Genomic DNA, 16,017 nt, shown 5'->3' on the forward strand with positions numbered 1-16,017 from the left:
AAAATCATTTTTCTATTGATCACGATTCAAATTTGATGTATGTATGTTTAAAGATTTTCCATACCTAAAGACTTCTATTTTTTAATCATTTACCTCATGTTACGCGTAGATAGCTCTAAACCCTGCAAAATCGTATATTCACTGTGCAAGCACGAGTATTTAGGCTATTTAATTGAACCCCATATTGTTCAGCTTAATCCACAGGGAGATTTTTCTTTAACCTACCAGCGTTTATTCAGTCATACGGCTAAAGAATTCATTAAACATCTGACAGATTCAGATCTTAAAATCATTAAGATGCTTGATGAAACAGAGCAGGACCATGTCATTAAAAAATACCATAAAAAAGCAGTCAGACCTTTTGAGTTTTTCAGCAAATTTTACGACGATAAATTCTACGATAGCGTACGCCCTAAAATCGAGAAAAAGTTAGCTGAGGTACTTGAAATCCTTAAAATTAAAGATGAGTTATATCTCATGGATAAAGACGGATGGCCGGCAGAACGCAAAATAGAACTCGCAACTGAACCCGCTACCACCATATTATTCCATTTTAGAAGAAGCGACGTAGAAACAAGATATTTTCCAACGATCAAATATCAGTCTCTACGAATTGATTTTATGTTTAAAGAGGCACAGATTGTCAGTAATCAGCCCGCGTGGTTACTACTGAATGATGTACTCTACTTCTTTGAGCAGGATATTGAAGGTAAAAAACTCTTCCCGTTTTTGAATAAACGATACATCACTATTCCTACGGCTAAAGAAGAGACTTATTTTGAGAAATTTGTTGCCCCCTTAATAGAGAAATATCATGTATATGCCGAAGGATTTGAGATCCAGACAGAAAAACATGAACCAAGTGCAATTCTTAAAGTTATCTATATTGAAGGAGGCATTTCCCAGCTTCAATTATATTTCAAATATGGCGAGCATGTTTTTGCTTTAGGCAATGAAAAAAAAGTAACTGTTCATGTAAGAAAACAGGATAATAATTACCTATTTACCCGTGTCAAAAGAGACACTTCATGGGAGAAATTTAAATATACTGAATTAATTAAGCTCGGACTTAAAAAGACAAGTGCGATCTTTTATAACCTTGAACTGGGAACTGCTGCCGAAACCGAAGATAAATCTTATGGCATTCTAAATTGGGTTAACGAACATATTGATCAATTGGAGGCTCAGGGATATAGCATTGAACAATCAACTGGTCAAAAGAAGTTCTTATTCGCTTCCAGTAAAATTGATTTCGAGATCAAGGAAGACAATGACTGGTTTGACATTAACGCTATCGTATATTTTGGTATACATCCGATCCCGTTTATTTCCTTAAAACAACATATTCTGCATAAAAAAAGAGAATTCCCACTTCCTGATGGCACTATAGCCATCATACCAGAAAAATGGTTCTCTCAATACGGAAGCCTGTTCAGCTTATCTGACAGTGGAAAAATGCTGAAACTAAAAAAACATCATATTGGCCTGATCAATGACCTTGCCAGTGATGGAATTGCGAATGTAACCTTACAACGCAAACTTCAAAAATTAAATGACTTTGAGAACATTGAAGATGTACAGATGCCTGTTCATTTTAAAGGCGAACTGAGAAGTTATCAGAAAGCAGGTTACAACTGGTTCAGTTTCTTAAGAGAATATAACTTTGGTGGATGTTTAGCAGACGACATGGGTTTAGTAAAAAAACTATCCAGACGCTTGCTATGCTGCAAAAACTGAAAGAAGAAGATGAGCTAAACAATACACACAGCACATCATTAATTATTATGCCCACCTCTCTGATTTATAACTGGCTGGCAGAAGCAAAGAAATTCACTCCTAAGCTGAAAATCCTTGCGCATACCGGCAGTGCCAGAAATAAGGACGTCAGTCATTTTATTAAATACGATATTGTGATCACTACTTACGGAATTACCAGGGTGGATGTCAACGAAATACAGGATTTTTACTTCAATTACATTATTCTGGATGAAAGTCAGAATATTAAAAATCCATCTTCAAAATCTTTTAAATCCGTCCGTAAGACAGTTAAAAATCAAGACACAGATTAATCCTGAGCGGTACACCAGTAGAGAATTCAGTGGGAGACCTATGGACACAGCTTACCTTCCTTAACCCGGGATTGCTGGGTACACAGGCTTTTTTCAATGAAGAATATGTACAGGCTATTGAAAAAAGGAAAGATGAGGATAAAGCGAAGAAGTTACAGGCAATTATTAAACCTTTTGTATTAAGAAGAACCAAAGAACAGGTTGCAGAAGAGCTGCCGGCAAAAACCGAGCAGATTATCTATTGTGACATGAGCGAAGATCAGGCATCTTACTATGAAAAAACAAAATCTGCCTACAGGAATGACCTGCTCAGTAGTATGGATGATGGTACGTATGCAAAAAAACAAGTCCAGCTGCTACAGGGCTTAACGGCATTACGTCAGCTAGCAAACCATCCGAGCATGATAGACGATCAATATTTATCGGATTCCGGTAAATTTAAAAATGTAATCCACACCCTTGATAATGTACTTAAAGGTGGCCCATAAGGTGCTTATATTCTCACAGTTCGTCAAACATCTGAGTATTTTCAAGAATTATTTTGAGAAAGAGCTAATCCCTTTTGCCTACCTGGACGGTTCTACAAAAAACCGTGGTGAAATTGTTTCTGAATTTCAGGAGAACACAGATCTTAAAGTCTTCTTAATCTCTATAAAAGCAGGTGGCGTTGGTTTAAATCTTACGCAGGCAGATTACGTCTTTATTTTAGATCCATGGTGGAACCCGGCAGTTGAACAACAAGCTATAGACAGATCACACCGTATTGGCCAGGAAAAGAAAGTATTTATCTATAAGTTTATTGCTAAAGATACTGTAGAAGAAAAAATTCTTGCGCTGCAAAACCGTAAAAAGCGCCTTGCGAGTTCATTGATCACAACCGAAGAAAGTTTCTTCAAATCACTGAGTAAAGAAGATATCCGGGAAATTCTGAAATAGACTTATCCCGAAATAGGTTTCAGCTCAGGTTAAAACCCCGGTTAAACTTGTGGAAATTGCAAAATCGAGGTATAGTCTGCTCTGGAGATCATCTCCGCTCCTAAACTCATTAAATGATCATTTGGTACCTGACAATCAATCAGCCGGTATTTATTTTGCTGACAAAGCCAGATCAGCGCAGTTTTAGAAGCATTACTCCTTAAGCTAAACATACTTTCCCCCACAAACACGCCGTTAATTTCCAAACCATATAAACCGCCTGCCAATTCTCCCTCGTACCATATTTCTACACTATGTGCCCAGCCATGCTGATGAAGATTGATATAAGCATTTTGCATATCATTAGTAATCCATGTACCATCCTGGTCTTTTCTTGGTGCTTTTGCACAGCAAACAATTACATCAGCAAAAACCTCATCCATTGTTACCGTAAAAATGCCATCTGCAATTACCTTGCGCATGCTTTTACTTACCTTAACCTTTTCAGGAAAGATCACGCAACGCTCTGGAGGAGCAAACCAGCAAATCGGATCTCCTTCACTAAACCAAGGAAAAATTCCATTCTGATAAGCTAATACCAGCCTTTCTTTACTTAAATCTCCTCCAATAGCCAATAACCCATCCTCATCAGCTAAAGCTGGATTAGGGAAAACCAATTCTCCTTCAGGTAACTGAAATATCATAAAGACAAAAATATAAAATTTTAAACCTAAACGTTTTATATCTGTCATACCTTTAAAACAGCCTGATACCATGGATAGAAAAGACAATTTTACCAACATCAAGCATCTCTATAACAGAGCTGGTTTCGGAATAGCCTACCCCGACTTACTCCAATTGAGCAAGAGAAAAATAAGTAAGGCTATTTATGGTTTACTTACCCCTACCCAAAAAGGGAACGACTTGGCTGTGATTACCTTAGACGAGTTTAAACAACAGCAGCTTATCCTTTCTGGTTTGAACGGTAAAAAAGAATTAAGTCCCGAAGAAAAACAACAAAGAGAAGACATTACCAAAGCACGCAATGAAAAAAGCAGGGATCTTTAACCTGAGCTGGATACAAAGGATGATTTCGACGGAAAATCCTTTATTAGAAAAAATGACCTTGTTTTGGCATGGACACTTTGCCTGCCGTTCCAATAATCCATTTTATGCCCAGCAATTAAATAATATCCAAAGAAACAATGCATTGGGGAACTTTAAAACCTTACTATTAGAGGTTTCCAAATCTCCTGCCATGCTCGACTACCTGAATAATCAGCAGAACAAAAAAGGCCATCCCAACGAAAATTTTTCCAGAGAATTAATGGAGCTATTTACGCTCGGCAGAGGAAATTATACAGAAAGCGATATTAAAGAAGCTGCTCGTTCATTTACCGGGTGGGCGTATAACAAAACAGGCGATTTCGAATTCAACCAACGGGCACATGATGAAAAGGAAAAAACATTTTTCGGTCAGACAGGTGCATTTGATGGAGAGGCCATTATTGATAAGATCCTTGCTAAGCCCGAAACTGCGACCTTTATTTGCCGCAAGCTTATCATTTTTTTGTCAATGATACCCCGAACGAAACGCATATAAAAGAGCTGGCTGCTCATTTCTATGAACAGAAATATGATATCACCGCATTGATAAACAGGTTATTTACTGCCGATTGGTTCTATGCCAAAGAAAACATGGGCAATAAGATAAAATCCCCGGTAGAATTTCTTGTTAATCTGAGCAGAGCGTTTTATGTTACCTATAACAAACCACAAATCTTAATACAGTTACAAAGCAGTCTGGGCCAGTACCTGTTTAACCCTCCTAACGTAGCAGGCTGGCCGGGAGGCAAAAGTTGGATTGACAGCTCCTCACTAATGCTGCGGCTTAAAATACCTTCATTAGTCTTAAATGATGGGATTCTTGATTTTGATGGGAAAGCAGACCCGGAAGATGAAGCCGTTATCGCGCTGAATAAAAAGCAAAAACCCAGACCTGTTAAGTCCTATATCAATGCTCAGGCAGACTGGTCTAAATTTTTAGCCTGTTTTCCGAAGATATGAATATGAAACAGACAGAACTCGCTTCCTTCCTGCTGGAACCTACAGTAGGAAGGAAAATCAGCGACATTATTGTCACTAATATAAATCTAAAAAATACGGCAATTGCAGTAACCAGCATGCCAGAATATCAATTGTGCTAGCTTAAAACAAAATGGAAAGAAGAGATTTTTTAAGAAAAGCCGCTTTTGCAGCAGCAGGTACACTGATCGTTCCTGCGTTTATGAAACCTTTTGAAGCATTGGCTCTGGATGAACTTAGTTTATACAAAAACCTGGTCGTTGTTCAGCTTTCAGGAGGCAATGATGGTTTGAATACCGTTGTACCTTTTGGAAATGATATTTATTATCAAATGAGAAAAGGTATAGCAATTAAGCCGGAAGAAGTAATCAAGCTGAATGATATGCAAGGATTAAACCCCAATCTGAACTGTTTGAAGGAACTTTACGATCAGGGATGGATGTCAATCATTAATGATGTTGGCTATCCTAATCCTGACAGGTCACATTTTTTTCGTTCTATGGACATCTGGCAAACTGCGAGCGATGCCAATCAATACCTTTCTACAGGTTGGATAGGCCGCTACCTGGACTCTAATTGTGAAACCTGTAAATTCCCCTATACAGCGATTGAAGTGGATGACAGCCTTTCTTTAGCGATGAAGGGTATGAGCAAAAAAGGAATCGCATTAAAAGATCCTGCAGCTTTGTTCCGCAATACCAATGAACCCTTTTTCAGGGAGATGATTAATAGTGATAAAGACCATCTTGATGAAGAAAATCTGGGCTATCTGTATAAAACAATGATTGAGACTTCTTCTTCTGCCAATTATATACAAAATACCTCTAAAATCTATAAGCCCAATTATACCTATCCCAATACAGGATTCTCGAATCAACTAAAAACAGTTTCAAAATTTATCTGCTCAGGCTTAAAAACAAGGGTTTACTACGTTTCTTTAAGTGGTTTTGACACCCATGTGAATCAGCTCAATCAACAAGGCCGTCTATTACAGCAATACGCTGAAGGGATGAATGCTTTTGTCAAGGATCTGAATCAAAACAACAAACTGGATGATACACTAGTCATTACTTTTTCTGAATTTGGCAGACGTGTAGCCCAAAATGCAAGTAACGGAACAGATCATGGTACAGCAAATAACATGTTCTTATTTGGTGGCAAGTTAAAAAAACAAGGTATATATAATCCGGCACCAGATCTGGGCAATCTGGATAATGGTGACCTGAAGTATCAGGTAGATTTCAGAGAAGTATACGGAACTATCCTGGATAAATGGCTGGATGTTAACAACTCCCAGGTACTTAACAAACGCTTCAACACCCTTGGCTTTATCTAAACACTGATTAATCCGATTTGAACAGCGTCTGACATTGCCTCTTTACTGTCGGTAAAAAAACAGGTATGAATCCGTTTTTCCTCCGCTTTTTTTAAAAGATCAAGTGTGGCATTTCGTTTTTCATTCCTGATGTTCCTGATATAGATAGCCTCTATACTTTCAGGATACTTCATAGCAATTGTCGTATAAATCTCGGCGTCTTGTTGTGAATTATCCCCAAAAAGAATAAACTTTTGATTTGGGAAAGCATCTATAATCCGCATTATTCGCATTAGCTTACCTTCATGCCCTGTTTTTCCGGTTTTCAATAAATCTTTCCATCTTTTGATCTGATTTAATAAAAAGGCTCCCTCAGGCAACTGATTAAATCTAAAAGTACTGACCAGGTAGTCATATAAATTCCATTCACTGCTGGAAACATAAAAAAAAGGATTAGGATGTGCAGCATCTGTATGAGATAAAGCCAGTAAATTATAATGAGAAGTAACCCCGGCGAAAGTTTTCCTCGTATGCGGGTTTTTAATAAAAAGCTCTCTCAGTCTTCTGCCTATAGTTGCAGAATGCGAAACCATAATTGTATCATCAATATCAGAGATAAACGCATACTGAGTAATATGAGGTACATAAACATCCCCGGTACTTGCTGCAGGACCTCACCGTTATCGGTTAATGCCTCTACTTTTACCTGATGCCAGCCGGCACTGACATTCTGTTCTGCTTCCCACTCAAATTTAAAAAAGCCATCATATTCGGTAGTCTGATAAACGACCTGATCATAAAAACTGAGCCTCACTTTACCCCAGGGATATGGCTTTAGAATAAACATCCTGATCAGGTAAACAATATTCACAAAAAAATTATTGCTATAGTTCTGGTTATTCTTCGCTTTAAATTTAAAGACATGTCCGTATACAACCAGATTATGTCTGTGGCCATAGCCATGATATACTTTTACGCTGACAGAATTATTCATTATAAATCAAACAGAGCGGACGGATAGTTGTTTGTGCTATTAAACATTATTAATTACCGGTATGAAACTACTTTTTATTGTCAACCCAGGTTCGGGAAGTGACAATATAGATTTCAAGACGGTGATATCGGATTTTTTCAAATCCCTTGAACATACCTTTGAAATTTATCAGCTCACAGAAAACAGAAAATTGCAGTCCTGAACAGATAAAAACAGCTATTGATCAGTCAAAAGCAGAACGTGTTATTGCTGTAGGCGGAGATGGTACACTGAAATTAGTAGCGGACCTCTTAAAAGGGACAAAGACCCCAATTGGAATTATTCCGGCTGGCTCTGCTAACGGTATGGCTAAAGAACTGGGTATCCCGCTCAACATGAATGAAGCTCTTACCTTAACAATAAATGGAGAAACCAAAGAGATTCATGCCGTCATAGTAAATGGTGAATTCTGTATCCATTTATCAGATATTGGCTTCAATGCATATATCGTTAAAAAGTTTGATGACTTACCACAGCGCGGGATGTGGGGCTATACAAAAGCATTATGGAAAGCCCTGTGGAGCCATCATAAGATGGAGGTGGAATTTAACATAGGAAATGAAACAATACGTTCAGAAGCTGCAATGGTGGTCATTGCCAACGCAACCATGTATGGTACTGGTGTAAAGATTAATCCCGACGGAAAAATTATGATGATGACGTCTTTGAAGTTATTCTTGTCAAGAAATACTCCTTTCTGGAGATTATTAAAATCCGTTTTACCAACCTTCCTTTTAATCCGGAAAAAATTGAATCCTTTCAGACTAAAAACCTGCGCATCAAAACCAGGAACAAAGCACATTTTCAGGTAGACGGAGAATATATAGGTAAAGTCAATACAATTGAAGCACAACTATTGCCTGCGGCTATAACAGTAATTTTCAAACCAGATCAGGATACAACTAAGCCTGTCTGAAATAGCTGCGATGCGCCTGTAAAACATAATAACCTCTGAAAAACTCTGCAATTATACATATCCTGAACAGGATACCAAACCACTCGTCCCCTTTATGGAAAAATTCAGGCAATAATGTAATAAATCCTATAGAAAACACCCATAAAGCTAATCTGAAGGGAAATTGAATGTAATAAGTAATCACTCCGTATTTTTTGAATTTAAACAGACCTGCCGCTGAAACAAACAAGGAGAGAAAAATTAACAGGGTAAGAATAGCCCTGGCAATAGAAAATGCCTCGTTAGGGATTTCCTGATATTTAACTAAAACAGACCAGATCTGAGGACTCATAGATACGATGCTGATGATATCCAGCAGCGCGAATAATTTGAATAAAAGACGCATTTACTTACAATATTTTCCAAGTAGTTCATCAGCCAGAGCTGAACCCATATATTTAACAAACAGAAAATCTTCACAAGCTCCCTGTTTGTCCTTTTGTTTTAATTTCTTTTGCCCCTGTTTGATTATTTTCTCCAGGTAAGCATCATCATAACCTAATTCTTTCCTTAACGCAATGATCCGGCCTTCGTCAGCTTCATTATAATTGCCCTGAGCCTTATTACGGTAAAAATTAGTAATCACGTCTGTAAGGCCTTCATTTGCTTTATAAGCTGCGATGGCTTTGTCCTTTTGCTGTGCATTTACAAGATTACAATCCCCACCCGAAAGCGTAAAATTTACCGGCGCAATCAGCACATAAGTTGTATCATAGCGATCAGGCACCTGCCATTTACCACTGCTTAACCTGATTAACCGCAAAGCTTCCTGATCAAGATCTATCCCCAGTCCGCTGCTCACCTTTGAAGTGTATACTTCTCCGGCGCGGTTCACCTTAAAACTAATGTTAATCTTTCCCTGGATACAATTCTGTAACGAAAATGCAGGATAGATAATATTGGTCTGAATAAAAGTTTCCAGACCACCCTTCAGGACGGGTTGTGCTTTTACAGACAAACCAGAAAATAATAGTAGTATAGCAAGAATCTTCCTCATTCCCCAATTTACGAAATTATTCGGCAGGAATGTTAAAGGTGTGGTTAAGAATCAATCCCGGATCCGGGCAATTATTCAGATAAACTGCTCTGTTAGAAAATTGACAGACTCCAGGATAATCTCCTTCCTTTCCCTGCATATCAAACATCAGTTGAAAATGCAGGTGAGGTGGCCAGTTACCATTTTCAGCTGAATACCAAAAGCAGCAAATGAAGTCCCGCCTGCAATAAACTGCCCGGCTTCAAGTCCTGTAATTGATGCCAGACTTAAATGACCATAAAGTGCATATAATGTAAGGTCACCAAGCTCATATTTTAAAATGATAGTTGCACCATAATCACCAAAATGGTCATTATTTCTAAAGCTATGCACTGTAGCACTATGAAAATTATAGACAGGTGTGCCGGCCGGGGCCCATATATCAACACCAAGATGCAATCTTCTGGGTTCCTCTGCGGTATCGAAGTGGATACTTCTGGAATAGATAGTCCTATGTTCACCATATCCGCCAATACCATAACGCGAACTGGTATCTCCAAGTTTTTTTGTTACCCAATCAGAGAAAACCGACGTATCCGCAAGGATGGCATCAGTCAGTTCCAGATTAACCGCGGTAAAATCGAAAGGATATAACCGATCAGCAGAAGGATCGAAGTCTACCACACTGCTGATCTTGTTTTCAGGTTTTCAGGGTTCAATAACCATCCCTTAAGTTTTTCCAGAGGCTCCATCAGAATTTAATCCTCTGTTGTTTCTTCTTCTGTACCTTGTTCTTTACGATCTTTTGAAATCTTATCAAAGATTTTATCCATATGTTCAACGTAGGTATTTGTATCATCCAAAAAGAAAGTCAGCGTAGGTACAACTCTCGCCTGGTGACGAATACGTGCACCTAATTTATATCTGATTTCTCCGGCATGAGAATTTACAGTTGCTATGGATAGTCCGGTATTGTTAGTGCTTAAAAAGCTTAAGTAAACTTTAGCTACTGCTAAATCCGGGGATACACGGACTTTTGTAATCGTAACCAATGTATTGGGTAAGTACTCTGCCCCTTCTCTTTGAAATATCGTCGCTAATTCCTCTTGCAGTACACCAGCAAATTTCTGTTGACGTTTACTTTCCATGTTTTCTTGTTAATTTTACTTAGTATAATAATTTGTCATAAGGATACCTTACCGTATGCAGAGCAACAATTTTATCATATAAAAGTTGTTTAAACTCTTCCAGGTTCTCCTTATGCAGCGCTGAAATAAATAATGACGGCGTATTATGCTGTGCCATCCAGCTCTTTTTAAAGTCTTCCAGTGTTAAGGTCACCTTCTCATCTTCATCCATCTCATCCGCTTCAGGATTGACATAAGCATCAATTTTATTGAATACTACAATCGTTTCTTTATCCCTTGCGCCAAGATCTTTTAATGTTTCATTTACTACATTGATCTGATCTTCGAAACTCGTATGAGAAACATCCACCACGTGGATTAATATATCAGCTTCTCTGACCTCATCCAGTGTTGATTTGAAACATTCAACAAGGTGATGGGGCAGTTTGCGGATAAATCCAACTGTATCTGATAATAAGAAAGGCAGATTATCAATCACAACTTTCCTTACCGTAGTGTCTAAAGTTGCAAACAACTTGTTTTCTGCAAATACTTCCGACTTAGAAAGCATATTCATAATGGTAGACTTACCAACGTTGGTATAGCCCACCAGAGCAACCCTGATTAATTCATTACGGTTTTTCCGTTGTGTTTCATTCTGTTTATCGATCAGCTTCAATCTTCCCTTTAAAAGAGAGATTTTCTCCAGGATCATCCTTCTGTCACTCTCAATCTGTGTTTCACCCGGTCCGCGCATACCAATACCACCCTTCTGGCGCTCCAAGTGAGTCCATAACCGTGTTAAACGTGGTAATAAATATTGCAGCTGAGCTAATTCAACCTGAGTTTTTGCCTGTGACGTTTGCGCTCTTCCGGCAAAAATATCAAGGATAAGATTGCTCCTGTCCAAAACTTTCACTTCCAGTTCACGTTCTATATTCCGCAGTTGCGAAGGAGATAACTCATCGTCAAAAACGACCATATCAATTTCCTCCGACTTCACGTAGGCTCTTATTTCTTCCAGTTTTCCTGTACCAACAAAGGTAGAACGGTCAGGCTTCAGCATTTTCTGAGTAAAAATGTTATCCACCCCACCACCAGCTGTATCTACCAGAAATGTTAGTTCGTCTAAATATTCTTTTGTTTCTTCCGGTTTTTCTCCCGGTCTGATCACCCCTACCAGGACAGCTCGTTCCTGCTTAACCGCGGTATCATAAGTTTTCTCTTTTCCCATGTAAAGTACAAAGATACAAAAGTTATACCGAGATCAACTCCCCTACGAACTGATGCATTGCAGCTGCCGGGTCAGAAGTCTTCATAAAATTTTCACCAATTAGAAAACCGTTAAATCCAGCTGTTTTTAGCTGCTTAATCGTCAGTGGATCACTGATTGCACTCTCAGAAATTTTCAGAAATTCTTTTGGAATCTGATCTGCCAGATCAAACGAAGTCTGAATGTTGACAGAAAAGTCTGCCAGATTACGATTATTAACACCAACTGCATCAATATAAGGATTAATGCTACGCTGTAATTCTTCCAGATTGTGCACTTCCAATAATACGTTTAAGCCAAGGCTTTGCGCTAATTTACCAAAGTTTCTATTTGTGCAGGCGTAAGAATCGCTGCGATCAGCAGGATAATATCAGCACCCAAAGCTTTTGCCTCTACGATCTGATATTCATCGATCATAAAATCTTTGCGTAACAAAGGAACACTATTAGCAGCTCTCGCTTCCAGTAAATCATTCGGATGGCCACCAAAGAAATCGATATCCGTCAATACAGAAATCGCCGAAGCTCCTGCTGCTGCATAACCATTAGTCACTTCTACAACTGTAGAGCGATCATTGATGATCCCTTTTGAAGGGGAGCGACGTTTAAACTCTGCAATAATACCTGTGCGATCCGGAGCAAGAATAAACTCTTTCAAAGAATAAGGTGTTCTGTCAAAACAGACCCCATTTTCTAACTCTTTTATGGTTACCAGTTTCTTAGCCTGTGCAACTTCCTCTACTTTTCTGAGTACGATTTTATCTAAAATATTCATGAGGTCTGTTTTAATTTTCCAACCAATTTTTCATCATCTCCTTACCATATTCAGTCATCAATACGCTTTCTGGATGAAATTGTACGCCACGCACATCATAAGTTTTATGTCTGAGTGCCATAATTTCCTGACTTGCATCCGTTGCGGTAATGATCAATTCAGGCGGAAAGCCCTCCTGACTAACTACCCACGAATGATAGCGGCCTACATTAATAATTTCAGGACAATCATTAAACAAGAACTCTTCTTTATCAATTACATTTATAGGTGTAGCTATTCCATGCATAGGTCTGCCCAGATTCAGTAGCTGACCACCAAATGCTTCAGCAATAGCCTGCTGACCAAGACAGATCCCTAAAATACTTTTTTTAGCTGCATAAGTTTTGATAACCTCTAATAACAACCCAGCTTCCGAAGGTATACCCGGGCCTGGTGATAATAAAATTTTATCAAAAGGCTCAACATCAGCAATTGTAAACTTATCATTTCTCCACACTTCCGCTTCTCTGCCCAATTCATTAATTAAATGCACTAAATTATAGGTAAAGGAGTCATAATTATCTATGACTAATATTTTCTTTTGCATGTCTTTAATTTAAATTTCATTAATCCCTTTAGCCATTTCTATTGCTTTACGCAAGGCAGCAATCTTATTATTTACCTCGTTTAATTCATTTACAGCAATAGAGTCTGCCACAATCCCGGCACCAGCTCTATAATGCAGCTGATTATTTTTACTCATAAACGTACGGATCATAATTGCATGGTTAAATGAACCACCAAAGCCCATATAACCGATCGCACCAGCATAAAAATTACGAGCCAATCCTTCATACTCATCTATTAACTGCATCGCTTTATATTTCGGTGCACCACTTAAAGTACCTGCCGGATACGTATCAGCGACAACTTTAAAAGCTGAAACACCATTTTGAAGATTACCACTCACTTTCGAAACCAGGTGTATCAAATGAGAATAATACTGAACCTCTTTGAAAGACTTAACTTCTACACCTCTGCAATGTCTGCTTAAATCATTTCTGGCTAGAAATCTACCAGCCACATGACATGCTCTGCACTTTCTTTAGGATCCTGTTCCAGTTTCTTAGCTAATTCAGCATCTTCTTCATCATTACCTGTACGTTTAAAAGTTCCGGCAATAGGGAAAATATTTGCAGCTCCGTTTTTAATTGTAATCTGTGCTTCGGGCGAAGAGCCGAAAAGCTTAAAGCTTCCGTAATCAAAATAGAAGAGATATGGAGAAGGATTAATAGAGCGCAAACAACGGTAAACGTTAAACTCATCACCCGAAAACTCCTGATTATAGGCTCTGGAAGGAACAATCTGAAAAACATCACCACGCAGGATATGTTTCTTCATCTTTTCCACGATATCCATGAATCCTTCGTTAGTCAGGTTAGACTGTTCCTCACCTACTGTATCGAAACTATATTCAGGGAAGTTTTTATTCTGAATCAGATATTCAATTTTCTCTAAATCTTCATCTTCTTCCCCATTAAAATTGTTTTTAAATATAGTCACCTCATTCTTGAAGTGATCAATAGCAATAATGTACCGGTAGACATGATACTGCATCATTGGAATTTCTTCCCCTTTCGGAGATTCGGCAGTAAATTTGATATCCTCAAAATACTGAACAGTATTCCAGGTAAAATACCCAAACATACCGGTTGATATATAGCGCTGCTCTTCGACAGACTGCGGATCAAATTTTGCTTTAAAAGCCTCAATTTCATCAGTCAGGACAAATTTATCCTTAACTTCTTTTTCTCCATTTGGAAAATAAGAAGACAGTTGTCCGTTCTGAAGCATAATTCCAGCGACAGGATCTGCACATACATAACTTACTGAATTCTCCCGGCTATGATAATCCGAACTTTCCAATAGCAGGGAATTTGGAAAAACATCCCTCAACCTCAGATAAATACTCACCGGAGTAATCGTATCTGCTAACCTTTTCTTAAAAACTGTATTGATTCTTATCTTCTCCATCTGAAAATTATTAAAAAAAAAAAAAACCCGACGTGTTGTACGTCGGGTTAGTATGTGTGGTTTGGTTTAGGTTGATAAACTATAAGGTACACGAGACTACGACGAAACTCTTTTCAGAATTACCGCGCCATTGCCAAGTAGTATGTTTATTGTTAATCATTGAGTAGCAAAAATAGAAATAAATCTTAAAAACCAAAATTAAATCGTAAAATAATTATCACATTCCAAAGAAATGTCTGCTTGGATCTACCTTAACCATCGCAAAAATTGCTCCTGCGATTAATAAAAGTGCCAATCCAAAAAACAGCGCTATAGTTTTATGCTTCGCTAATGCAGTAGCTCCTTTTTTAGAACGGGCGTTACCTACTGTAATTAAAATGATTGCGATTAACATCATGGTAGCATGCTCCATTTTCCAATAACGCTGGATTGCTACCGAACTATCACCTTTATACCAATCATGCATAAAATAAATAGCCAGGCCTAAAACAAATTGAATATGCGCACTGATCAAAGCAAACACATTTAATTTACGGTTTCCTTCTGTATATATGGTTTCTTACCCACATAGCCCATTAATGCATTGATAAAAGCAACCAGCAATAAGATGATTACTAAATAACGCCATCCAGAGTGCGCACTCTTCAAGATTTCATAAATACCCATAACAAGTTTTTTCTTCAAAAATAAGAAATTAATGTTTGCTTATAAACGCAGAGATTTTTTATTGGTATTTAGAATCATTATAAAATCAGGGTAAATAAAAGCACTAACCCTGGATGGTTTTATGATTTATAATGCCTGATTAAAGTTTGACTTTACAATTCCTCTGGATAAATCTGCTGTAATAAAATTTAAAGGAATTACACCGTACTTCCCATTCGTACTACCACTAAAAAAGGTCGTGATCTTCGGGTTGATATAATTGTTCACCGTATTGATATCTGGAATACCAAAAATCAGTGACTTATAGCCGCTGCAGAAGTTGATATACAGCCTGTTTGAAGTATCGTTATGTGCAGCAGCCAATAAGGTTTTAACCCTGGTCCATTTGGTATCTACATTAGACACCTTATACTCATCCTGTATTTTCAGATTAGCTGCCGGATTGTTAATTTCGAAAGTTGTATTATCGGCCCATTGGGTTGCATCTATTCCCTTAGCATTTCCTGAACTAAATCTTCTCAGAAGCTTAATTTTTCCACGAACAGCTGAAAGTTTAGAGACACCCGTACCCAGATCCCATTTAGAAGCATTTTCCTGCACATAGGCATCGAAAGTATCCTCAAAACTTCGGGTATTTCCAGTAGGCGTATATTCTTCCTTTACGCTCATAATAATCGTTTCTGAAGGATTTGCATTAAGGAAGTCAATACATGCCTTTAAAACGTCGCTATAGTTCAAATTCTGATAAACCAGATCATGGTGAATAGCAAAGGTGTTGTTAATATGCCTGCATCTCACATCCAGGAACCTTACACC

General features: G+C 38.1%; 16 protein-coding genes and 4 pseudogenes. 6 read left to right on the plus strand and 14 right to left on the minus strand.

Translation table 11 applies throughout. From position 1 onward, the window contains the following. The first annotated feature begins 96 nt into the window (after positions 1 to 96). Positions 97 to 3,005 (plus strand): annotated as a pseudogene (locus ACWYN3_RS27060) (SNF2-related protein). A gap of 41 nt (positions 3,006 to 3,046) precedes the next feature. Here ACWYN3_RS27060 and aat read toward each other — a convergent pair. Next, a complete protein-coding gene (aat, locus tag ACWYN3_RS27065) occupies positions 3,047 to 3,688 on the minus strand; it encodes a leucyl/phenylalanyl-tRNA--protein transferase (RefSeq protein WP_456223166.1) in 642 nt (213 codons plus the stop codon). Between the two features lie 70 nt (positions 3,689 to 3,758). Between aat and ACWYN3_RS27070 the strand changes: the two genes are divergently transcribed. The 4 genes and pseudogenes from ACWYN3_RS27070 to ACWYN3_RS27085 all read left to right on the plus strand — a co-directional run bounded on the left by ACWYN3_RS27070 (position 3,759) and on the right by ACWYN3_RS27085 (position 6,405). Further along, positions 3,759 to 4,052: a hypothetical protein gene (locus tag ACWYN3_RS27070; protein ID WP_456217143.1), complete on the plus strand. Its 294-nt coding sequence runs from the start codon at positions 3,759 to 3,761 to the stop codon at positions 4,050 to 4,052. A 19-nt stretch (positions 4,053 to 4,071) separates the two neighbouring features. Further along, positions 4,072 to 5,051, plus strand: a pseudogene (locus tag ACWYN3_RS27075) (DUF1800 domain-containing protein). Between the two features lie 2 nt (positions 5,052 to 5,053). Further along, positions 5,054 to 5,191, plus strand: a complete 138-nt coding sequence (locus ACWYN3_RS27080; RefSeq protein ID WP_456217144.1) for a hypothetical protein — start codon at positions 5,054 to 5,056, stop codon at positions 5,189 to 5,191. A gap of 11 nt (positions 5,192 to 5,202) precedes the next feature. Further along, entirely contained in the window at positions 5,203 to 6,405 is a 1,203-nt protein-coding gene (locus ACWYN3_RS27085; protein ID WP_456217145.1) for a DUF1501 domain-containing protein, read from the plus strand. Here ACWYN3_RS27085 and ACWYN3_RS27090 read toward each other — a convergent pair. Together ACWYN3_RS27090 and ACWYN3_RS27095 are read right to left on the minus strand one after the other, a co-directional pair. After that, positions 6,402 to 6,977, minus strand: coding sequence for a phosphatase domain-containing protein (locus ACWYN3_RS27090; protein WP_456217146.1), 576 nt, complete (start codon positions 6,975 to 6,977; stop codon positions 6,402 to 6,404). The genes ACWYN3_RS27085 and ACWYN3_RS27090 overlap by 4 nt on opposite strands. Further along, entirely contained in the window at positions 6,953 to 7,378 is a 426-nt protein-coding gene (locus tag ACWYN3_RS27095; protein ID WP_456217147.1) for a hypothetical protein, read from the minus strand. The genes ACWYN3_RS27090 and ACWYN3_RS27095 overlap by 25 nt, the downstream gene beginning before the upstream one ends. Positions 7,379 to 7,536: 158 nt before the next feature. Here ACWYN3_RS27095 and ACWYN3_RS27100 point away from each other — a divergent pair, with 158 nt between their 5' ends. Continuing rightward, positions 7,537 to 8,229 (plus strand): diacylglycerol/lipid kinase family protein, encoded by a 693-nt coding sequence (locus tag ACWYN3_RS27100; RefSeq protein ID WP_456217148.1) that lies wholly within the window; start codon positions 7,537 to 7,539, stop codon positions 8,227 to 8,229. 90 nt (positions 8,230 to 8,319) lie between these two features. Here ACWYN3_RS27100 and ACWYN3_RS27105 read toward each other — a convergent pair whose 3' ends face one another. From ACWYN3_RS27105 to ACWYN3_RS27155, 11 genes and pseudogenes are all read right to left on the minus strand, one after another. Continuing rightward, positions 8,320 to 8,718, minus strand: coding sequence for a hypothetical protein (locus tag ACWYN3_RS27105; protein WP_456217149.1), 399 nt, complete (start codon positions 8,716 to 8,718; stop codon positions 8,320 to 8,322). Next, positions 8,719 to 9,369 carry an energy transducer TonB gene (locus ACWYN3_RS27110; RefSeq protein WP_456217150.1) on the minus strand — a complete coding sequence of 217 codons (651 nt, stop codon included), beginning with the start codon at positions 9,367 to 9,369 and terminating at the stop codon, positions 8,719 to 8,721. 147 nt (positions 9,370 to 9,516) lie between these two features. Then, a complete protein-coding gene (locus ACWYN3_RS27115) occupies positions 9,517 to 10,032 on the minus strand; it encodes a peptidoglycan DD-metalloendopeptidase family protein (protein ID WP_456217151.1) in 516 nt (171 codons plus the stop codon). A gap of 74 nt (positions 10,033 to 10,106) precedes the next feature. Next, complete coding sequence (gene rbfA, locus ACWYN3_RS27120) at positions 10,107 to 10,496, minus strand: 30S ribosome-binding factor RbfA (protein WP_456217152.1); 390 nt, start codon at positions 10,494 to 10,496, stop codon at positions 10,107 to 10,109. Positions 10,497 to 10,515: 19 nt separating this feature from the next. Beyond that, positions 10,516 to 11,709, minus strand: coding sequence for a GTPase HflX (hflX, locus tag ACWYN3_RS27125; RefSeq protein ID WP_456217153.1), 1,194 nt, complete (start codon positions 11,707 to 11,709; stop codon positions 10,516 to 10,518). A 22-nt stretch (positions 11,710 to 11,731) separates the two neighbouring features. Beyond that, positions 11,732 to 12,522: pseudogene (gene trpC, locus ACWYN3_RS27130) on the minus strand (indole-3-glycerol phosphate synthase TrpC). Positions 12,523 to 12,532: 10 nt separating this feature from the next. Continuing rightward, positions 12,533 to 13,108, minus strand: coding sequence for an anthranilate synthase component II (locus tag ACWYN3_RS27135; RefSeq protein ID WP_456217154.1), 576 nt, complete (start codon positions 13,106 to 13,108; stop codon positions 12,533 to 12,535). 9 nt (positions 13,109 to 13,117) lie between these two features. Then, positions 13,118 to 14,535 (minus strand): annotated as a pseudogene (locus ACWYN3_RS27140) (anthranilate synthase component I family protein). A 217-nt stretch (positions 14,536 to 14,752) separates the two neighbouring features. After that, positions 14,753 to 15,058, minus strand: coding sequence for a hypothetical protein (locus ACWYN3_RS27145; RefSeq protein WP_456217155.1), 306 nt, complete (start codon positions 15,056 to 15,058; stop codon positions 14,753 to 14,755). A 2-nt stretch (positions 15,059 to 15,060) separates the two neighbouring features. Next, positions 15,061 to 15,219 carry a hypothetical protein gene (locus ACWYN3_RS27150; protein WP_456217156.1) on the minus strand — a complete coding sequence of 53 codons (159 nt, stop codon included), beginning with the start codon at positions 15,217 to 15,219 and terminating at the stop codon, positions 15,061 to 15,063. A 108-nt stretch (positions 15,220 to 15,327) separates the two neighbouring features. Next, the gene (locus ACWYN3_RS27155) at positions 15,328 to 15,999 is read right to left on the minus strand and encodes a hypothetical protein (protein WP_456217157.1); all 672 of its coding nucleotides are present in this window, start codon (positions 15,997 to 15,999) and stop codon (positions 15,328 to 15,330) included. Positions 16,000 to 16,017: the final 18 nt, after the last annotated feature.

This window comes from Pedobacter sp. NJ-S-72 (assembly GCF_053890575.1).